The 16,384-nt window shown below is 54.5% G+C and carries 15 protein-coding genes; 1 reads left to right on the top strand and 14 read right to left on the bottom strand.

From position 1 onward, the window contains the following. Nucleotides 1-73: 73 nt before the first annotated feature. The 14 genes from EH198_RS17380 to EH198_RS17315 form a co-directional block, all read right to left on the bottom strand. Entirely contained in the window at nt 74-1,213 is a 1,140-nt protein-coding gene (locus tag EH198_RS17380; RefSeq protein WP_124696791.1) for a glycosyltransferase family 4 protein, read from the bottom strand. After that, on the bottom strand, nt 1,179-2,399 hold the full coding sequence (locus tag EH198_RS17375; protein ID WP_124696790.1) for a glycosyltransferase family 4 protein: 1,221 nt from the start codon (nt 2,397-2,399) through the stop codon (nt 1,179-1,181). Before EH198_RS17375 ends, EH198_RS17380 begins: the two co-directional genes overlap by 35 nt. Further along, nucleotides 2,386-2,667 carry a hypothetical protein gene (locus tag EH198_RS17370; protein WP_124696789.1) on the bottom strand — a complete coding sequence of 94 codons (282 nt, stop codon included), beginning with the start codon at nt 2,665-2,667 and terminating at the stop codon, nt 2,386-2,388. Before EH198_RS17370 ends, EH198_RS17375 begins: the two co-directional genes overlap by 14 nt. Nucleotides 2,668-2,685: 18 nt before the next feature. Further along, nucleotides 2,686-4,302, bottom strand: a complete 1,617-nt coding sequence (locus EH198_RS17365; RefSeq protein WP_124696788.1) for an O-antigen ligase family protein — start codon at nt 4,300-4,302, stop codon at nt 2,686-2,688. A 36-nt stretch (nt 4,303-4,338) separates the two neighbouring features. After that, nucleotides 4,339-5,112 carry a WecB/TagA/CpsF family glycosyltransferase gene (locus EH198_RS17360; protein WP_124696787.1) on the bottom strand — a complete coding sequence of 258 codons (774 nt, stop codon included), beginning with the start codon at nt 5,110-5,112 and terminating at the stop codon, nt 4,339-4,341. Then, a complete protein-coding gene (locus EH198_RS17355) occupies nt 5,109-6,428 on the bottom strand; it encodes an O-antigen ligase family protein (RefSeq protein ID WP_246014389.1) in 1,320 nt (439 codons plus the stop codon). The genes EH198_RS17360 and EH198_RS17355 overlap by 4 nt, the downstream gene beginning before the upstream one ends. A gap of 34 nt (nt 6,429-6,462) precedes the next feature. Then, nucleotides 6,463-7,407, bottom strand: a complete 945-nt coding sequence (locus EH198_RS17350; RefSeq protein WP_124696786.1) for a glycosyltransferase — start codon at nt 7,405-7,407, stop codon at nt 6,463-6,465. 21 nt (nt 7,408-7,428) lie between these two features. Beyond that, complete coding sequence (locus EH198_RS17345; RefSeq protein WP_124696785.1) at nt 7,429-8,118, bottom strand: sugar transferase; 690 nt, start codon at nt 8,116-8,118, stop codon at nt 7,429-7,431. Nucleotides 8,119-8,177: 59 nt separating this feature from the next. Further along, nucleotides 8,178-9,062 (bottom strand): UTP--glucose-1-phosphate uridylyltransferase GalU, encoded by an 885-nt coding sequence (gene galU, locus EH198_RS17340; RefSeq protein WP_179034338.1) that lies wholly within the window; start codon nt 9,060-9,062, stop codon nt 8,178-8,180. Between the two features lie 133 nt (nt 9,063-9,195). Next, nucleotides 9,196-9,837 (bottom strand): CpsD/CapB family tyrosine-protein kinase, encoded by a 642-nt coding sequence (locus EH198_RS17335; RefSeq protein ID WP_124696783.1) that lies wholly within the window; start codon nt 9,835-9,837, stop codon nt 9,196-9,198. Beyond that, entirely contained in the window at nt 9,821-10,561 is a 741-nt protein-coding gene (locus EH198_RS17330; protein WP_124696782.1) for a YveK family protein, read from the bottom strand. Before EH198_RS17330 ends, EH198_RS17335 begins: the two co-directional genes overlap by 17 nt. Before the next feature lie 353 nt (nt 10,562-10,914). Beyond that, the gene (locus EH198_RS17325; RefSeq protein ID WP_124696781.1) at nt 10,915-11,550 is read right to left on the bottom strand and encodes a response regulator; all 636 of its coding nucleotides are present in this window, start codon (nt 11,548-11,550) and stop codon (nt 10,915-10,917) included. A gap of 23 nt (nt 11,551-11,573) precedes the next feature. After that, on the bottom strand, nt 11,574-13,220 hold the full coding sequence (locus EH198_RS17320; RefSeq protein WP_124696780.1) for a sensor histidine kinase: 1,647 nt from the start codon (nt 13,218-13,220) through the stop codon (nt 11,574-11,576). Nucleotides 13,221-13,495: 275 nt separating this feature from the next. Then, nucleotides 13,496-14,347 (bottom strand): AraC family transcriptional regulator, encoded by an 852-nt coding sequence (locus EH198_RS17315; RefSeq protein ID WP_185702941.1) that lies wholly within the window; start codon nt 14,345-14,347, stop codon nt 13,496-13,498. Between the two features lie 79 nt (nt 14,348-14,426). Here EH198_RS17315 and EH198_RS17310 point away from each other — a divergent pair, with 79 nt between their 5' ends. Beyond that, nucleotides 14,427-16,364: a beta-N-acetylhexosaminidase gene (locus EH198_RS17310; protein WP_124696778.1), complete on the top strand. Its 1,938-nt coding sequence runs from the start codon at nt 14,427-14,429 to the stop codon at nt 16,362-16,364. The last annotated feature ends 20 nt before the right edge of the window (nt 16,365-16,384 follow it).

Here is a 16,384-nt window from a genome sequence, read left to right as displayed (position 1 = left end):
CAATGTTTGTCAAGAAGCGGCTGCCATGCCGCCTGCTTGCTTCACAGGTGATATCCGCTCTTACGTATGTTCGTCAGGTGCCCGCCAGCAGGCCTTTATAGTAAGCGACAATCTCTTTAACCGTGTTCTCGATCACGAAATGTTCTTTTACCCGCTTGATCCCGGCTTCCGCCATTCTCTCCCTCTCTTCGGGATGATCGAGCATCCAATTGATCGATTCCGCAAGGATGGCCGGGTTTCCAGGCTCAATGAGCAGTCCTGTCTCTCCCGGCACAACGATTTCAACCGGTCCTCCCTCGTTGGACGCGATTACCGGCAGACCCGCCGCCATCCCTTCGACGATCACCTGGCCGAAAGGCTCCGGCGTAATCGAAGTGTGCACGAGCAGATCCGCTTGTTGCATCAATCCCTGAATGTCCTCGACATGTCCCAGGAGACTTACATTGTTCAGCCCCTCGCGCTCGATCGTCGCGATCAGCTTCTTCTTATATTCGTCTTCGCCGAAGAGGGCGTCGCCAGCCAGCCAGAACTTGACCCGCCCGTTGCTCCGCAGCTTCTTCGCCGCTTCCAGCAAAATATGCTGCCCCTTCCATTCGGCCAGCCGCCCTACCAGCAGGACGTTGAAGTCCTTCTGGTCCGCGCGTCCGGCCACGCCGCCGATCGCTTTGGCGAAGGCGGAATAGACGACCAGCGTCTTCTTGGAACGCGGCAGCTCAAGCGCGCTGAGCGTGGACTTCGAGTTGGCGATGACGCCGTTGGGCAGCAGACGCGAGAGCAGCCGGATGGCTTTGGCGACAACCGGCTTCAGGTAAGGCGCGCCAATGTGGTCGCGGATATGCCAGATCAGCGGTACGCCGGCCATCTTGGCGGCAACCGTTCCGTACAGCGCCGATTTCAGGGAATTGGTATGCACGCAGGCAACCCGTTCTTTCTTCAGCAGCGGAGCGAGCCTCCGCCCATAGGCCAGCAGCTTCATGGCCGCGGCCGGCGCGCCAAGATTGACGGTGTTGCGCCCGCGGCTTCGGATGCTCTCGTCCAGCGGAACGATCCGGACGTCGATTCCTTTGTCGCGCAAGCGGTCGGCCAGCGCGCCTTCCTCCGCCAGAATTACGAGCGGGTCAACCTGTTCACCTATATGGGTAAGAATGTTGAACAGCGCCACTTCGCCGCCGCTCCATCTAGCCGTGTGATCGATATACGCCACTCTGAGCATTCAGCGTCTCTCCCTTCCCCATAACCTCTCTGAATACTGTCTCCACTTGATCCGCGACATGCTCCCAGGTGTACTTTTCCAGCACATGCTCCCTGCATTCTTCCCGGCTGGGAAGGAGTCTGCGGTTGCCCAGCATATGGGAAATCCCTTCAGCCATATCCGCGGCGGATGAGCTCTTGAAGAGCAGCTCCGGGCGGAAGTTCTGCAGAATTTCCCGGTTGCCGCCGATCGGCGTCGCCATTACCGGTAGCCCGCTCGCCAGCGCCTCTGCCGTAATCAGGCCGAAGCCCTCCAGAGCCTGCGACGGAACGACGAACAGGTCGGCCGCCTGATAATACGAAGCCAGCTCATGATCGGGGATATAACCGAGCAGTCTGACCTTGCTCGACAGCCCGTAATCGGCGATCCGCTCTTCCAGCTCCGCCCTCAAGGGACCTTTTCCGCCGATCAGCAGGATGGAGTTCGGGAAGCGCTCCGACACGGACCGCCAGGCTTCGAGCAGCTGCAAGAGTCCCATCCGGTTCACCAATCTGCGGACCGTCAGCACCGTAGTCGCGCCTTCCGGCAGGTTCAGCATCCGCCGGACCGCGAGCCGGTTCCCGGATGGAATGAAACGGTCGATGTTGGCCGCGCCGGGAATGACGACGATCTTGTGAAGCGGAATACCGTGCAGCGAATGCAGAATATCGCGGAACGTCTCGCTGAGGACGATGAACTTATCCGCCAGCCGGTAGGCCTTGCGTTCGATGGACTTGGCAATCGCGGTCTTGACTTGATGCTTGATGCCCTGGCCTTCGATTTTCATTTCCTCATTCCAGGGGCCGTGGAACGTCATGACTACCGGGATGCCGCGCTTCTTCGCCTCGACGGCCGGGCCGACTCCGTAAGGAGCAAAATGGGAGTACAGGATATCAACCCGGTCCTTATCGCCGCTAAACAGTTCCGACGCCTTTCTCTGAAATGCGTCTTTTCGCTTCCAAATCGCTTCTTTCGGATCGCCGGCGTTGTGAATAATCAGCTCCTCGGAAGTTTCAGGCTTCTCCCTGCTGCAAATCAGCGCCTGCACCCGGTTGCGGGAAGAGAGCTGCTCACAGACAGATTTGAAGTACGTGTTGAGCCCTCCGGGCTGCACCGACGGCCAGCTAAGGCCGGTCGACATAATGTTCAATCCGTCATGATAAGACATAGCTTCTTCCTCCCTTCTCCCGTACTTTCTCCGCCTGGCTTGACCTTAAAGTCCGTAATGCCCGGAGGGTTTGAAGCCGACTATGAATTCGCACATGATCCGGGATGTCGTGGCTGTCCGCGATCTGCATCGCCCCATCCCCGCTTCCCTCATCGAACACAATCTCTTCGGCGAACGGCCGGCGTTCATTCCGGATTTCGTCATTTCGGACGGTATTGACCGCGGAAATCGGGTCGCAGCCGGCAAGCACGCTTGACACTGAATTCATGCAGGTTTCCTCCTTTTTCTAACCGTTCGCATCCATTGTTTTCTTGCCCATATAGGAATTCATTGTCGTCTTCGTCTCAGCCGTAACGACTTGCGGAACGGCCGGCATTTCGAAGCAGCCTGCCTCTCCGCACCGAACCTGCGCGCTTACGGCTTCAGGTTCGGCCGCGGCTCGGGCCGTTTCCTTCTTTCTGCTGTTCATCCTCTCTCTGGCGCCGAGGCCAAGAGCGATCAGCATCCAGATCAGGTAGCCCTTAAGTCCGGAGAATCCGTTGTCCGACACAAGCCCGGCCACTGCGCCGACCCATGCCGCGAGGGCCAGCCTGCCATATAGCTGAAGCCGGTTCGTGCCGGCGACTCTGCCGAATATCTGCTTGGCGACCGCGCCAAGTGCGATAAAAAACAGCAGGCCGCCCGGTGCGCCGAAGGTGAGCATCAGGGCAATGAAGCCGTTGTCCATAATGCCGTATTCGCCAAGCTCGCCGCTGTTGCCAAGCTTCGTACTTTGTCCGACGCTGCCGATTCCCTGGCCTACCGGATTCGATTTAATAGCCGGGATCATGCTTCCCAGCAGGTTGAGCCGATCATTATACGAGCGATCCTCTTTAATGGATGAGAGGGTCTCCATTCGGGCGGTCAGCCCCTCCGCTCCCGGAAGCTTCGGAACGATCCAGAATAGTGCGAGAGCCACAAAGAGCACCTGAACCAGTGTCTTCCACTTGCCTTTGGAAGAGGAGGAAGCGATATAGACGAGAAGCATAACCAGCAGTACAAGCCAGGATGCGCGGACGAGCGTGGTCAGCAGACAAACGACCACAAGCAGAACGCCGATCCAACTGAAGGCCCCCCGCCACCGCTTCTCAAGGATCATCGGCACCAGCGCAAACACGAGAAAGGTTGCGGCGGGTCCCGGCGAGTTCAGGGTGGAGAAGACTCTGACCTCCAGCGGATGCGGCGTACCGATGGAATTCATGCCTGAATTCCGCATCCAGAAGGCATCCCACGCGGGCACCGTCAAGTACTGAATGATGCCGTACACGGCAACCATAACCGCGAGATTGGCGTAGGTGCCGAGCAGCTTGTCGATATCACGGGCCGTAAACGGCGTTACCGCAAAATACGGCAGCAGCAGCAGCGGAACCAGGTAATTCAGGAGATCGTACGCCGAACCGACGCCGTTCTTGGCCAAGCCGATCAGGGTGGCGTATCCGAGCGGAACCGCGAACAGCAGCATAAGCCGCATAAAGGGCCGCTTGATGGTATGAATCTCGCGCATAACCGGTATGGCGACCGTCGCCCCCGCGAGCAGCGGGGCTAGGCTAAGCAATGAGACGGTATGGTAGGCTCCTTCACTCCAGTCGGCGAGCCGGCGCAATTCGGGAGCGATGGCCCAGACCAGCAGCGTGTAGGAAACGAGCAGCCGCGGCTTCAGCAGGGCGAGCAGAAAGGCCGGAAACAGGAGTGCCGACACGATAGCCAGCTGCAAGCTGCTCGAGGAACTGAGCTTCGCGCTGACAAAGCCGATCATCAGCGGCACAACCGCACAAACCGCCGTAAAGATGCCCGCTGTTGCCAATGCGCGAAGATTCCCCGGCAGCGGAAGGCCGGTGCTGCTGCCCGAATAGCGGCTTGTCATCGTCTCATACACCTCCAGTTCCTTGCGGATATGCCTTTATTCGAAGCTCTGTCCGTTCGCTTTTTCCCGTTTGCGCAGTTCCTTCAGCAGAAGAACCAGAAACTGAGCATCGTCGACCAAATACCGCTTCCACAGCCGTCCCGGCTCCTGGCTAAGCCTCCAGAACCATTCCAGCCCCGTTTTTTGCATGAAATCCGGGGCCCTCTTAACCGATCCGGACAGAAAGTCGAAGGTTGCTCCGACACCGATCGAAATCGGCGCTCGGTAGGACAGATAATTGCGGTAGATCCATTTCTCCTGCTTGGGAGCTCCAACGCCGACGAACACGATGTCCGGCCGGGTTTCATTGAGCATCCCTATAATCCGCTTGTTCTCTTCCTCGTTGTTCTCAAAGCCGTAGGATGGAGAATAGCAGCCGACGATGTTGATGTCCGGGTATGCGGCCTTCAGGTTCTTCGTCGCCCGTTCCGGCACGCCTTCGGCGGAGCCAAGGAAGAACAGCCGGTATTTCCGCTGCTGAAACGCATGCCCCAATCTGCTGAACAGATCGGCTCCGGAGACCTTCTGCTTAAGCGGCTTGCCCAGCATCTTGGAAGCCCATATGAGGGGCATCCCGTCCGCGACCACAGCGCCCGCTTCGGAATAGACCGTCCGGAATTCCTGGTCCTTGCGCAGCTTGATCACATGATCCACATTGCAGGTCAGAATGTAGGAATGGTTTCGTTCCCGGATCGTGGTATCGATATACTCCAGCAGATCCATGAAATCATAATTGTTAAAGTTGACATCGAACATGTTTACTTGATTCATCGTATCACTTCTTTTTGTGGGGAATCGGTTGGCTGCGAAGCCCGATACAGGCAGTTCAGGTACCAACAGAACGGAATAATGAATTGGACCGTCGACAGCGTATTATCAGAAAACGAATAAACCAGAAACGCTGCTATTAAGAGCAGGTAATATTTTTTTACCGGCGGCGCCAAAGCTCTGCAAACCAGAAGGAACACAGCCATTAACGACAGCCACAGCAGAATCGAGCCGATATACCCCCCGTCGAAGTAAAACCGGATATATTCGTTGTGGGGAACGACAAAGCCTATAAACAACGTACCGTCATTGGCCACCGTCACGGCGCCCAAGCCTCTTCCCGAAATAGGAGAACCCGACGCTTTATCCAAAAAGTAAGTCCAGGCTTCCGACCGTCCCGACAGGTCGATCCCCTCGCTGGTCTGCCTTTCGAAGGACCGCTTCTTGATATTGTCCCACTGCATGAACACGGCTCCGGCAATGACCGCTACCGAACACAGCAGTGGAATCAAATAACGGGTTTTGCCTTTCAGATAGCGCCGGAAAATGTCGAAGAAGTAATAGAGAGCCATTGGGAGCAGCGCGAGGAGGGGCCCTCTTGTTCCCGTACCGATCAGCGTCACGAAATTCACGGCCAGTATGCTGTAATAAAACCGCTCATGGCCCGGATTTCGCTTCAGCTCAATGAACGGAATCACCGTTCCAAGAAAGGCGAGCATCGCCAGATGCGACGGGATATTCGCCCCTTGAATCCGCACCGCGCCGGTGAATTCCACATTCAGCATGGGGTGAAGATGGGCCGCCTGCAGCAGCGCTCCGATCACCAGGCTTACCGTCGGGAGCAGGCAGATCAAGTAGATGTGCCGCTGGGCCACTTCTTTTTTCCAGTTGATCAGCAGGAACATGAACGGCAGAGACAGTCCGATGAATGCCTTGACCGCAATCTGAGATGTCATCTGGGGAAGCCAGATGGAGACCGTAAAGGTCATAAATACCATCGCGAGCAAGGCCAACAGCGGATAACTGAGCTTGAAGCGCAGGCCGTTGACGAGGATGCAGGGCACGAGCAGCGCCAGCATGGCCAGCTTATACAGCGACAATATTTCCATTCCGAAAAGGCTTCCGCCATACAGAAAATTGATCGATATTGCCGTGGTCAGCAGTACGAAATAGCTGATATAATCCGGCCGGGTCAGGGATACGACGAGCATAAGGAGCAAACCGACAGCGGCAACCGCGACAGCCGGCTTGTAAATCACTGTCGTACCGAGAAACAGAGCCGACATGAGAAAGAGCATTCCGTACGGCAGTGCATACAATTTGGAAGCCCGGTGGCCGCTTATCATCATCCATTCACCCCGTCGCCGATTCCCGATTTCGATTCCGCAGCATATGGAGCGTACCGCGGACGCTCTCCAGCCTGCATTTGTTCAGCAGCTTTCTTCCCTGGCTTCCGGATATCGCGGACAAAACGGAATCCACGGCGATATACAGAAGTTTAGCCCCCGTCTTCCCCCAAAGAAGCAGGGTGCCCATCGGGCCGCTGCTTCCGAGAGCGTTGGACAGCCCCTGACTGTAATACCGTTTCATGATCCAGTTCTCCGTCAGGCGGCTCGCCGGAACGAAATGGTCCACCGCCATCTGCGGATGATAAAGAATGGATTGTCCTTCTTTCCGGATTCTCCCGAACAGCCAGGTTTCCTCGCCCGACAAGAGCGACTCCCCTTTGCGGCCAAGCTCCAGCGGGAAGAGGCTCAGATTGAAGACTTCACGCCTCATCGCCATGTTGGCGCCGCAGGGGTGGAACTTGCCGGGATACTCTTTGATCCGGTTGCCCAAATCCATGATCGTATAAGGGAACTCAAACGGCTTGATCAGCCACTCCGGCCTCCCGTTTTCAAAGATAGGAGCAACCTTCCCGCCCATGGCCATCACTGCCGGCTTGCTTTCCATGGTGTTTACAATCGTTGAAACCCAAGTCCGGACAGGCAGCGCATCATCGTCGAGAAAGGCGATCAGCGTCGATTTCGCCGCCAGAATTCCCGAATTGCGGGCCGCCGACAGTCCTTGAACCGGCTCCAGCAAATATCTCATTTGGATCATATTTTCATACTTGTCCATGAACCGCTTCACGACGAACGCCGTATCGTCGGTCGAGCGATTATCGACCACAATGACCTCCGCCTCATCCAGCATTTCGAGCCCGAGCAGGGAATCCAGCGTTTTGGATAACAGCCCGGCCCGATTGTAAGTGCAGATGATGATTGACAGCCGGGGTACGTCTCCTTGCTCTAACATGGGCATCACCTAATTTCTGAATTAATAAGCGTTTTTCGATCCTAGCAGCATAAGGCCCGTCTTGACGATAATCTTAAGATCGAGCGCCGTGCTCCGCATCCGAATGTACGTAAGGTCCAGCTGGACCATTTCTTCGAATCCGACGCTGTTCCGAGCGTGCACCTGCCAGTAGCCCGTGCATCCCGGGGTGACGGTCAGCCGCTGCTTGTCGTACTCCGTATACTGCGCCACTTCATCTGGAAGAGGAGGCCGGGGGCCGACCAGACTCATGTTGCCGACCAGCACGTTCCACAGCTGAGGCAACTCGTCGATGCTGGTTTTGCGTAAAAACCTGCCCATCCGTGTGATGCGGGGGTCGTTCTTCATTTTGAACATCGCCCCGCTGACCTCGTTGTAAGCCATCAGATTCTTTTTCAGTTCCTCCGCATTCGCGATCATGGATCTGAACTTGTACATCTCGAACGGCTTCTCGTCCTTGCCTATGCGAGTCTGCCGGAAGAACACTTTCCCTTTCGGGTCGTCAAGCTTAATCAGTATCGCGACTACGGCAAACAGGGGCAGCAGCAAGAAGAGACACAGAGCGGAAAAAAGGATGTCGATTACCCGTTTCATAACCAGGTAAGAATTGGTTTCCTGCGCTTCTTCGGCATGCAGCACATAAAGGCTCGACAGAATCTGCTCAGCGTCATCCGGCATTTTTTGCATGCTCATTTCCCTCTCAATCCTCCTTGAAAGAATGGCCCATAAAATATGTGTAACACTTTAATCTATCAACTTGTGGCTTGTTCCGCCTTGCTTAACCATTCGGCCATGGCATCCATGAGGGGATAGCGCAAATCCTTGTTCTGCAAAGCGAACTCCATTGTTGTCAAAATGTACCCCAGCCGTTCCCCGACGTCGTATCTCGTTCCATCGAAATTGTAGGCATAGACCCGCTCGCTTTGATTCAGCTTTTGGATCGCGTCGGTCAACTGGATTTCGCCGCCAGCGCCCTTCTCCTGCAAATCGAGATATTTAAAGATTTTCGGTGTGAACACGTACCGGCCCATAATGGCCAGGTTGGAAGGAGCGGTGCCCAGCGCCGGCTTCTCGACAAAGTTGTGGACGCGGTACAGACGGCCGTCCTGCAAATCCGGCTCGATAATGCCGTACCGATTGGTGAACTCGTCGGGAATTTCCTGCACGCCGATGACCGAGTTCTGCGTTTCCTCGTACTGGTCGATCAGCTGTTTGAGGCACGGCGTCTGTCCGGTAACGATATCGTCCCCGAGCATTACGCCGAACGGCTCGTCGCCGATAAACCGTCTTGCGCACCAGACCGCATGGCCCAGGCCTTTGGGTTCCTTTTGCCGGATATAGTGAATTTCAACCTTGGACGAACGTTGTACCTCCTTGAGCAGTTCCAGCTTGCCATCCTCAAGCAGCCGCGATTCCAGCTCGAAGGCGTTGTCGAAGTGGTCTTCGATCGCCCGTTTACCTTTACCGGTTACGATAATGATGTCCTCGATGCCGGAAGCGATCGCTTCCTCCACAATGTACTGAATAGTAGGCTTGTTGATGATGGGCAGCATTTCCTTGGGCATTGCTTTCGTTGCGGGAAGAAAACGGGTTCCTAAACCGGCTGCGGGGATAATCACTTTTTTCACTTTTTTCATCATCCATGCCTCCTAAAAGTTTTGTTAGCATAAGCATCCTTGAACAACTTCGCAAAACTGGCTTCGTAAGCATGCACCAAGTTTTGTTAGCATAAGCATCCTCGAACAACTTCGCAAAACTGGCTTCGAAAGCTTACTTGGCTTGATTTATGGCAATGCCGAGAATTGCGGTCCCGGCTTGTTCCATCAGCGTTTTGACTCTGCGGATCGAATCCCGCTTGGACTTGCCGTAGCGGGCAACGATGACGACGCCGTCTGTAAGCGGCGCGAGCACGCGGGCATCGCTGTATTCCACCGCCGGAGGCGAGTCCAGCAGAACCAGGTCATGAGTTCCTTTGAGTTCTTCCAGCAGTTCCACCATCGCCGCGTTGCCCAGCAGATCGGGCGGGCTAATGGTGGAAGAACCTGCCGTCACGATGGTCAGATTGGCAAGGTTGCCGAAGACGCTAATCTTGCCCGGCTCCTTCTGACCGCTCAGACAGTCAGCCAAACCTTCGCCATTCTCTACCCCGAACACCGTGTGAAGACCGGGGCTGCGAAGATTGCAATCCACAACCGCCACTTTCTTGCCGTCCTGGACGAAGGAAACCGCGAGATTGGCCAGAACCGTTGTCTTTCCTTCTCCCGCTTCGCCGGATGTGAACAGCAGCGCTCTTCCTCCCCCGCCCTGCAGCAGCCCGAGCTGCCGGATGTAGGTGCGAAGCGAGCGGAACGATTCGGACACATGCGACTGCGGATTTCGTTCGGCAATGAGACTGTTACTTAACCGCAGCATAAGCTCCCTCCCCTACCCTTGCTTTGTCGCCTCCGCCTTTGCCGAGGTCGCGTTTGCGGATAACCGGGATGGTGCCGATGACCGGAAGGCCAAACTCATGCTCCGCTTCCTTCTCGGAGCGAAGAGCGCCATTCAGCGTCTCCATCAGCAGGATAATCCCAAGAGCCGCCATCAGCGAAACGACGAAGCTGATAACCAAATTCATTGTAAAGCCGCCGTTTACAGGCCCCGGAACATCTTTAGGGTCCGCGGGTGTGAGGAAGGTGACGTTGCTCAGATTCATCAGCTCCGGCAGGGAACGAATGAAAGTCTGGGATACCGCATTGACGATTCCGGCGGCCTTGACATAGCTTTCATCGTTTACGCCGAGATTGATGACCTGGCTTCCTTCCGAAGATTTGATGCTAACCTTGGAGCTCAGCTGATCTCCGGTCAGCCCGAACTCCGGATGCGCCGCGGCCACGCGGTCCATAATGGCCGGCGATTTGATGACATCCTTGTAACTCCCGATCAGATTGAGACTGAAATTCAGATTGTTAAGATTATTGCCTTCCGACAGATCTGCGGCGTTGTTCACCAGCAGCTGCGCTGTTGCGGAATAGACGGGGACCACGTAGTTCTTGCTGACATAATAGGTGGTACTGCAGGAGATCAGCACGAACAATACAATGAGCCACAGCCTTTTCTTAATCAGATTCAGGTAATCCAAAATCGTCTTTTCCACAGCGATCCTCCTTCCGTAGGATTTTGAAAGACTTCTGAAAGTTTCAGATAACTTACTTTTATTCTATCAATCCTCATTTTTCGAGGCATGGTCCCTGCCATTACTTTCGATTTCACTTTCGAATAAAGAAAATTACCGCTTAAGGACAAACTATGGTATACTTTGGTACCATACGATATGGTACTAAGGTGTCTATTCCGCTGTGGAACAGTTACCGATAAAATAAGTAACCGCAAATTGAGGTATTGGCCCAGAGCGCAACCGGGTCTTTAGGGCTCCAAAGTTTATGATTTCGCACAAAAAAACACGGACATCTTGTCCGTGTTCCTGAAAATGAATGATTCTGTCCGAGTTTATTCGACAGACATCTCGTATTTGGTTAGACCGACCGCGTTGGCGTAAAGCGCCGCTTGAGTGCGGTCCGCGACCTGAAGCTTGGCCAAAATTTGGCTGACATGCTTCTTGACCGTGAACTCGCTGATGAACAGCCTGGAGGCGATTTCCCGGTTGCAGGCGCCCTGACCGAGCTCAATCAGAACTTCCCGCTCTTTGGGCGTCAATTCGTCGGTCGGGCTCTTGCCGCTCATCCTCATCTTGTCTTCCATCAGGCCGGGATCGTAATATTTTCTGCCTTTGTGGACCAGTTGAATGGCGAACAGAAGCTCTTCAGGGAGCGCCTCCTTCAATACATATCCGTCGACCAGGACTTCCTCCGCCTTGAGGAAATCCTCACGGCTCGCCGATGAGGTCAACAGTATAAACTTGCTCTTAATTCCGCGGCTCCGCGCCGCCTTGATTACATCAAGCCCCGACTCGTCGGCAAGCTTCAAATCAATCAGCACCATATCGGGCCGGAGTTCTTCCAGTACGCGCAGAGCCTCTTCGCCGTTTGTCGCTTCGCCCGCAAATTTCACATTAGGCTGCATGGAAATGACCGCTGCCAGTCCTCTTCTCACAAGGGGATGATCATCCACTATCACGATTTCCATATGCAAAGACCTCCTGTTATCTATTATGCGTTCTTTAGTTCAATTACGCCTACCGGAATTGAAATTAAAATTTGGGTGCCTGCATTTTCATTGCTCGACAACTGAAAATCCCCGCCAAGAGACCGGGTCAGATGCTGCATGTTCTTCATTCCCAGTCCGCCGGTGCTTTCCTCCGAATGGGTCCATAGCAGATCGGTATCGAAGCCTACGCCATCGTCGCGGATTGCCAGTCCAATCCACCTCGGCTTCAAGGTCAGCTCAACCTCGACTTTATGTGCGGCTCCGTGGCGAATAGCGTTGCCGGTCGCTTCGGAGATAATCCGAAAGAGGGCTTTGTGGTACGTATAGGGCAGACTGAAGTCATCACCCTTCACCTTGAAATCAATCTCGACATCATTCAGTCTCGACAAGCTCTTCAGATGCGATCTTACCATGCCGAGCCAGGTCGGGCCGCCGCTTTTCTTGGAGCTCAGGCTGTAAATCGTAATCCGCAGCTCCTTGGCCGCCTTGGTCGCCGAATCATGGATCAGCTCGATTTGCTCCTCCAGCTGGGAGGGCGTCATTTTTCTGCAGGACTGCTTGAGGGAATGGGCCGCATATACAATGCCGAACAGGCTCTGAGAGACGCTGTCGTGCATTTCGTCCGCAATCCGGTTCTGTTCGTTCGTTACAATAAGCCGGTTCTCGGTAACGCTCAGCTCATGGCGTTCCAGCGTAATCGCGCTGAGCTCCGCCAGAAACATCAGCTGCTGGATGTACCATCTTCGGCCCTCCAGCCCCTCGTGTGCTTCAAGCTTTACTCCGATCACACCCACAAAACGTGTGCTCATCCGAACTGGCATTAACAGCAGATCCCCAAAACCGGGAAAGCTCTTGAATATCGGTTCCTTCAAACGCCGCCACTCCGTCTCGTGCTTCTTCAGCTCCCCGAACAATTTATCTTCTTCCTCGGGCAGCCAGCCGGTCTGGCGGCTTACGGGAGATGGTCCTCCAGTATTGCCCGCAAACCAGAACAGCGCTTTGTTCAGCTTCGTCAGCTTGACGGCATAGTCGGTGATGACCTGTCCGATATTCATAAAATCGTGCTCGCTTGAGGTTTCCACAATGTGATACAGCGATTTGATATGCTCTAGCATTTCGTCCGTTCGGGCATTCGCCTCCTCCCGCTGACGCCTGAACCGCGACAGCAGCTGCATAAAGGTCACCGTTAGAGCAAGCGCCAGGAACAGGTTCCCGTTCTCCAGCAAAACAGAGGCAAACGTATCTTCCGCCGATTTATAAAAAAAATAGCAAAATCCAAAGAAAATGGCAAAATAGCCGGCCAGCAGACTCCAACAAAAATAAAAGGACAAAGAACCCGCGGCAATCAAAATGGGATTTAGCGAATACAGCTTGAATGGGCTGTTATAACCGCCTGTACAAATCGCCAGCAGAAGAATCAGCGACATCTCGATGCTCACCGAAGCCATAACGGCATGCGGCCTGTGCCGCAAACTCCGAAAGGAAATCGTAAACGCGTGGGCCAGCAAGGCCAGAACAATGATGATCGGAATTTTATAAAACAGTGAAAGACCCGTTCGCGTTATCAAGAACATCAGTGAAGTAAGGAACAGTGAAAAGTAACGGAAAAATGTAATCATTCGATCTTCCGCAGATAACTTGATATTCATCCCACCACCCTATTCTCCAAATTTGTGGAAAATGCGAGCTTTTTACCTCCATGGGAACTGCTGTGTTAAATGCATCATACAAAAGAAAAATGACAATAACAAGTTACCTTTTTCAATGTTAACGGTTACACGATTAAAATTTTAGTATATTTTTTTTATTTTTCCCTGTTTATTCCGTGCCAAAACGGGGTATGTAAAAGATATTTTTCTAATTTTTTACATTTTAAAGTCAGAGCCATGTCAGCTTAATTTCCGCTGACGACAAGCTTTCAGCCTTACACATTACACCGGCATTCCATAGGGGAAATTCCCATATATTTCTTAAATAGCCTCGAGAAGTAAAAAGGGTCGTTATAACGCAACATACCTGAAATTTCCTTAACCTGCAGCGGGGTGTTGAGGAGGAGCTTTTTGGCTTCGCCCATCTTCAACCGGTGAATGTAATCATGCAGGGGGTATCCGCTGCTGCGGAGCACAAGCCGTCTTAACGTCGACACCGAGATATGGTGCTTGCGGGCGAACAGGGAAGCGTCGAACTCCCCATAAATGCAGGAGTGCAAGTCTTCGCGGATGGCCTGCATGCTGTCTCCGGAATCGGGGCGGCGGCTGTCGCCGGCGCCGCAGCAATCCAGAAGCATCCTTTCCAGCAGCAGCGCCGCCCTGTCGGCGTCCCGGGGGTCTCCCCCCTCCATCCATTCCAGCACTCTTTCAAATCCTGCCGCCAAATCCTGCGCCGCATCCGCGCGAAAGACGATTCCTTCAGTCAAAAGTCCCGCCTCCCGCCATTCGTTCACCCGGTTGCCCGTAAAGTTGATATAGTACTCGTCCCAGCTCCCGTAAGGCGGGGGACCGAAATCATAGATGCGGCCCGGCTGGAAGAAGAAGAGGCTGCCGTCCCGAACCTGCTGCCGCTTACCGCCGTTCTCGGCATAGGTGCCGGAGCCGGAAACAACATAGACGAAGGCCCAATGTGTAAACGTTACGCCCGTACGGAACAGCGTTCTTCCGGGCAGGTGGCCGACCTGGCCCACACGGATTGAGTTCAGCCGCAGCTTGGAGGCCTCAACTTTCGGATCGATAATTCTAATCGGATAAGGACTGATCATATAATCCATGTATATGGACATGATTTGCATTCCTCCGCTCTTTTCGGAGTGATATGTTTATTGCCTAAGATGATCATATTCTACAGGATAGCGAGGTGCCATGTCATTGTCCAAACCGTTCCAATCCCTAGTTCTGCTTCCCATCCCTAAGGAAATGACCTTCCGGCCCGGTTCTTACCGGGTGTCCCGCGGTGACAAAATCGCGCTCGCCGGACCCGCCGACAAGCCGGCTCTTCCGGCTGCCCGAACCGTACAGGATGCCGTGTCTAAGCATCTGGGTCTATATCTCCAGATATCCATCGGTGTGCGCCCCGGCTCTCCCTGCGCCTGCATATTTACCCAGAATCCCAACCTGGGCGACCAGACCTATGAACTGTCCGTGACCGAGACCGGAGTCCTGATAACTTACAGTTCGCCGCAAGCGGCCTTTTATGCCGCAGCCACGCTGAAGCAGCTGATCCAGCAGACAGGCGGCGTTCTGCCTTGTCTGCACATTGCCGACGAACCCGATTTTCCGGCAAGAGGACTTATGATCGATATCAGCCGCAACAAAATTCCTAAGTTGGAGACGCTGCGGCGGATTGTGGATCTTATGGCCGATCTGAAGCTGAACCAACTGCAGCTATATATAGAAGGAACTCCTTTTTCATACGAATCCTTCCCTGGTGTCTGGGAGCTGGAAACCCCGATCAGCGGCGAAGAAATTCTGGAGCTTGATGAATACTGCCGGGAGCGCTGCATTGAGCTGGTTCCCAATCAGAACAGCTTCGGCCATATGGAAGGCTGGCTGTCCCGGCCGGAGTTTAACCACCTGGCGGAAATTCCGGAAGGCTTCATGATGCCGGAAGGCATGTACGACTCCGATCTGTACCCGAACGGCCACGCCATGAGACCCGGAACGTTCTATACTGAAGCGACCGAAGCGACCGGCCTGCTTGAAAAGATGTACGACGATCTGCTGCCTTACTTCAGCTCCGGCATGTTCAACGTCGGCTGCGATGAAACCTATGAGCTGGGCACGGGGCGAAGCCAAAGCGCCGCGGAGTCCCAGGGCAAAGGCCGTCTGTATTTGTCCTTTCTGCTGAAAATCGCGGAGCTCGTCCGAAAACGCGGCAAAACGATGCAGTTCTGGGGAGACATTATTCTCCAGCACCCCGAACTGATTCCCCATCTGCCGAAGGATATCATCGCCATGGAATGGGGGTACACCGCAGAGCATCCGTTCGAAGCCGATACGCAAAAATTCAGCGCCGCGGGCATTCCCTTCTATGTATGCCCCGGAACCAGTTCATGGAATTCCATCACCGGCCGCACCGAAAATATGCTTGCCAATCTGCGCAGCGCAGCCGTTCACGGCAAGAACAACGGAGCCATCGGCTATCTGATCACCGATTGGGGTGACAATGGACACTGGCAGCATCTTCCCGTAAGCTATGCGGGATTCGTGTACGGCGCAGCCCTTGCCTGGAGCGCCGATGCCAGTCTTGACGCCGATATCGCGGGCTACATGGACAGCTTCCTGTTCGCCGATACTTCGGGACATACCGGCAGACTGCTGCTGGACCTTGGGAACTACTACAGGCTGGAATCCGGCAATCCGCATCACAACGATACCGAGATGTCCATGCTGCTGCGTAGCGACCTGGACAATATGCGCCTGACGGATAAACTGCCGGACGAGAATTTGCATCGCCTTAAAGCCTATATCGAGGAAATCGAAGAGCGGCTTGGCGGCCTCTCCCCGCACTGCGACGATGCCGGCCTGATTCTGGAAGAACTGCGGAACAGCGTTCATTTCGTCAAGCATTCGATCAGACTCGCTTTCCTAAAGCGCCGCCTCGCGGCTAATGACCCTTTATCGCCCGCCGAAATCGGGGAACTGAAACAAGATCTCGATCTGCTTCTGCTCCAATACCGTCTGTTGTGGTGCGAACGCAACCGGATGGGCGGCCTTGAGCAGAGCGTCTCCAGGCTGGTTCGGCTTCGCGGTCAGTACGAAGCCCTGGAATCCGTGCTCGCCGCCGGGCCCTCCGCTTAATAAATAGCGCCCTGTCCCGC

This window comes from Paenibacillus rhizophilus, assembly GCF_003854965.1.
GTDB lineage: Bacteria > Bacillota > Bacilli > Paenibacillales > Paenibacillaceae > Paenibacillus_AQ > Paenibacillus_AQ rhizophilus.
This window is presented reverse-complemented; position numbering and strand designations above follow the sequence as displayed.

What these genes read in the sequence shown, in the direction of transcription:
- EH198_RS17335 (WP_124696783.1), bottom strand. Translation starts at nt 9,837, where the DNA reads ATGCTGCGGTTAAGTAACAGTCTCATTGCCGAACGAAATCCGCAGTCG.
- EH198_RS17350 (WP_124696786.1), bottom strand. Translation starts at nt 7,407, where the DNA reads ATGTTAGAGCAAGGAGACGTACCCCGGCTGTCAATCATCATCTGCACT.
- EH198_RS17370 (WP_124696789.1), bottom strand. Translation starts at nt 2,667, where the DNA reads ATGAATTCAGTGTCAAGCGTGCTTGCCGGCTGCGACCCGATTTCCGCG.
- EH198_RS17380 (WP_124696791.1), bottom strand. Translation starts at nt 1,213, where the DNA reads ATGCTCAGAGTGGCGTATATCGATCACACGGCTAGATGGAGCGGCGGC.
- EH198_RS17345 (WP_124696785.1), bottom strand. Translation starts at nt 8,118, where the DNA reads ATGAGCATGCAAAAAATGCCGGATGACGCTGAGCAGATTCTGTCGAGC.
- EH198_RS17315 (WP_185702941.1), bottom strand. Translation starts at nt 14,347, where the DNA reads ATGTCCATATACATGGATTATATGATCAGTCCTTATCCGATTAGAATT.
- EH198_RS17325 (WP_124696781.1), bottom strand. Translation starts at nt 11,550, where the DNA reads ATGGAAATCGTGATAGTGGATGATCATCCCCTTGTGAGAAGAGGACTG.
- EH198_RS17375 (WP_124696790.1), bottom strand. Translation starts at nt 2,399, where the DNA reads ATGTCTTATCATGACGGATTGAACATTATGTCGACCGGCCTTAGCTGG.
- EH198_RS17365 (WP_124696788.1), bottom strand. Translation starts at nt 4,302, where the DNA reads ATGACAAGCCGCTATTCGGGCAGCAGCACCGGCCTTCCGCTGCCGGGG.
- galU (WP_179034338.1), bottom strand. Translation starts at nt 9,062, where the DNA reads ATGAAAAAAGTGAAAAAAGTGATTATCCCCGCAGCCGGTTTAGGAACC.
- EH198_RS17320 (WP_124696780.1), bottom strand. Translation starts at nt 13,220, where the DNA reads ATGAATATCAAGTTATCTGCGGAAGATCGAATGATTACATTTTTCCGT.
- EH198_RS17310 (WP_124696778.1), top strand. Translation starts at nt 14,427, where the DNA reads ATGTCATTGTCCAAACCGTTCCAATCCCTAGTTCTGCTTCCCATCCCT.
- EH198_RS17360 (WP_124696787.1), bottom strand. Translation starts at nt 5,112, where the DNA reads ATGAATCAAGTAAACATGTTCGATGTCAACTTTAACAATTATGATTTC.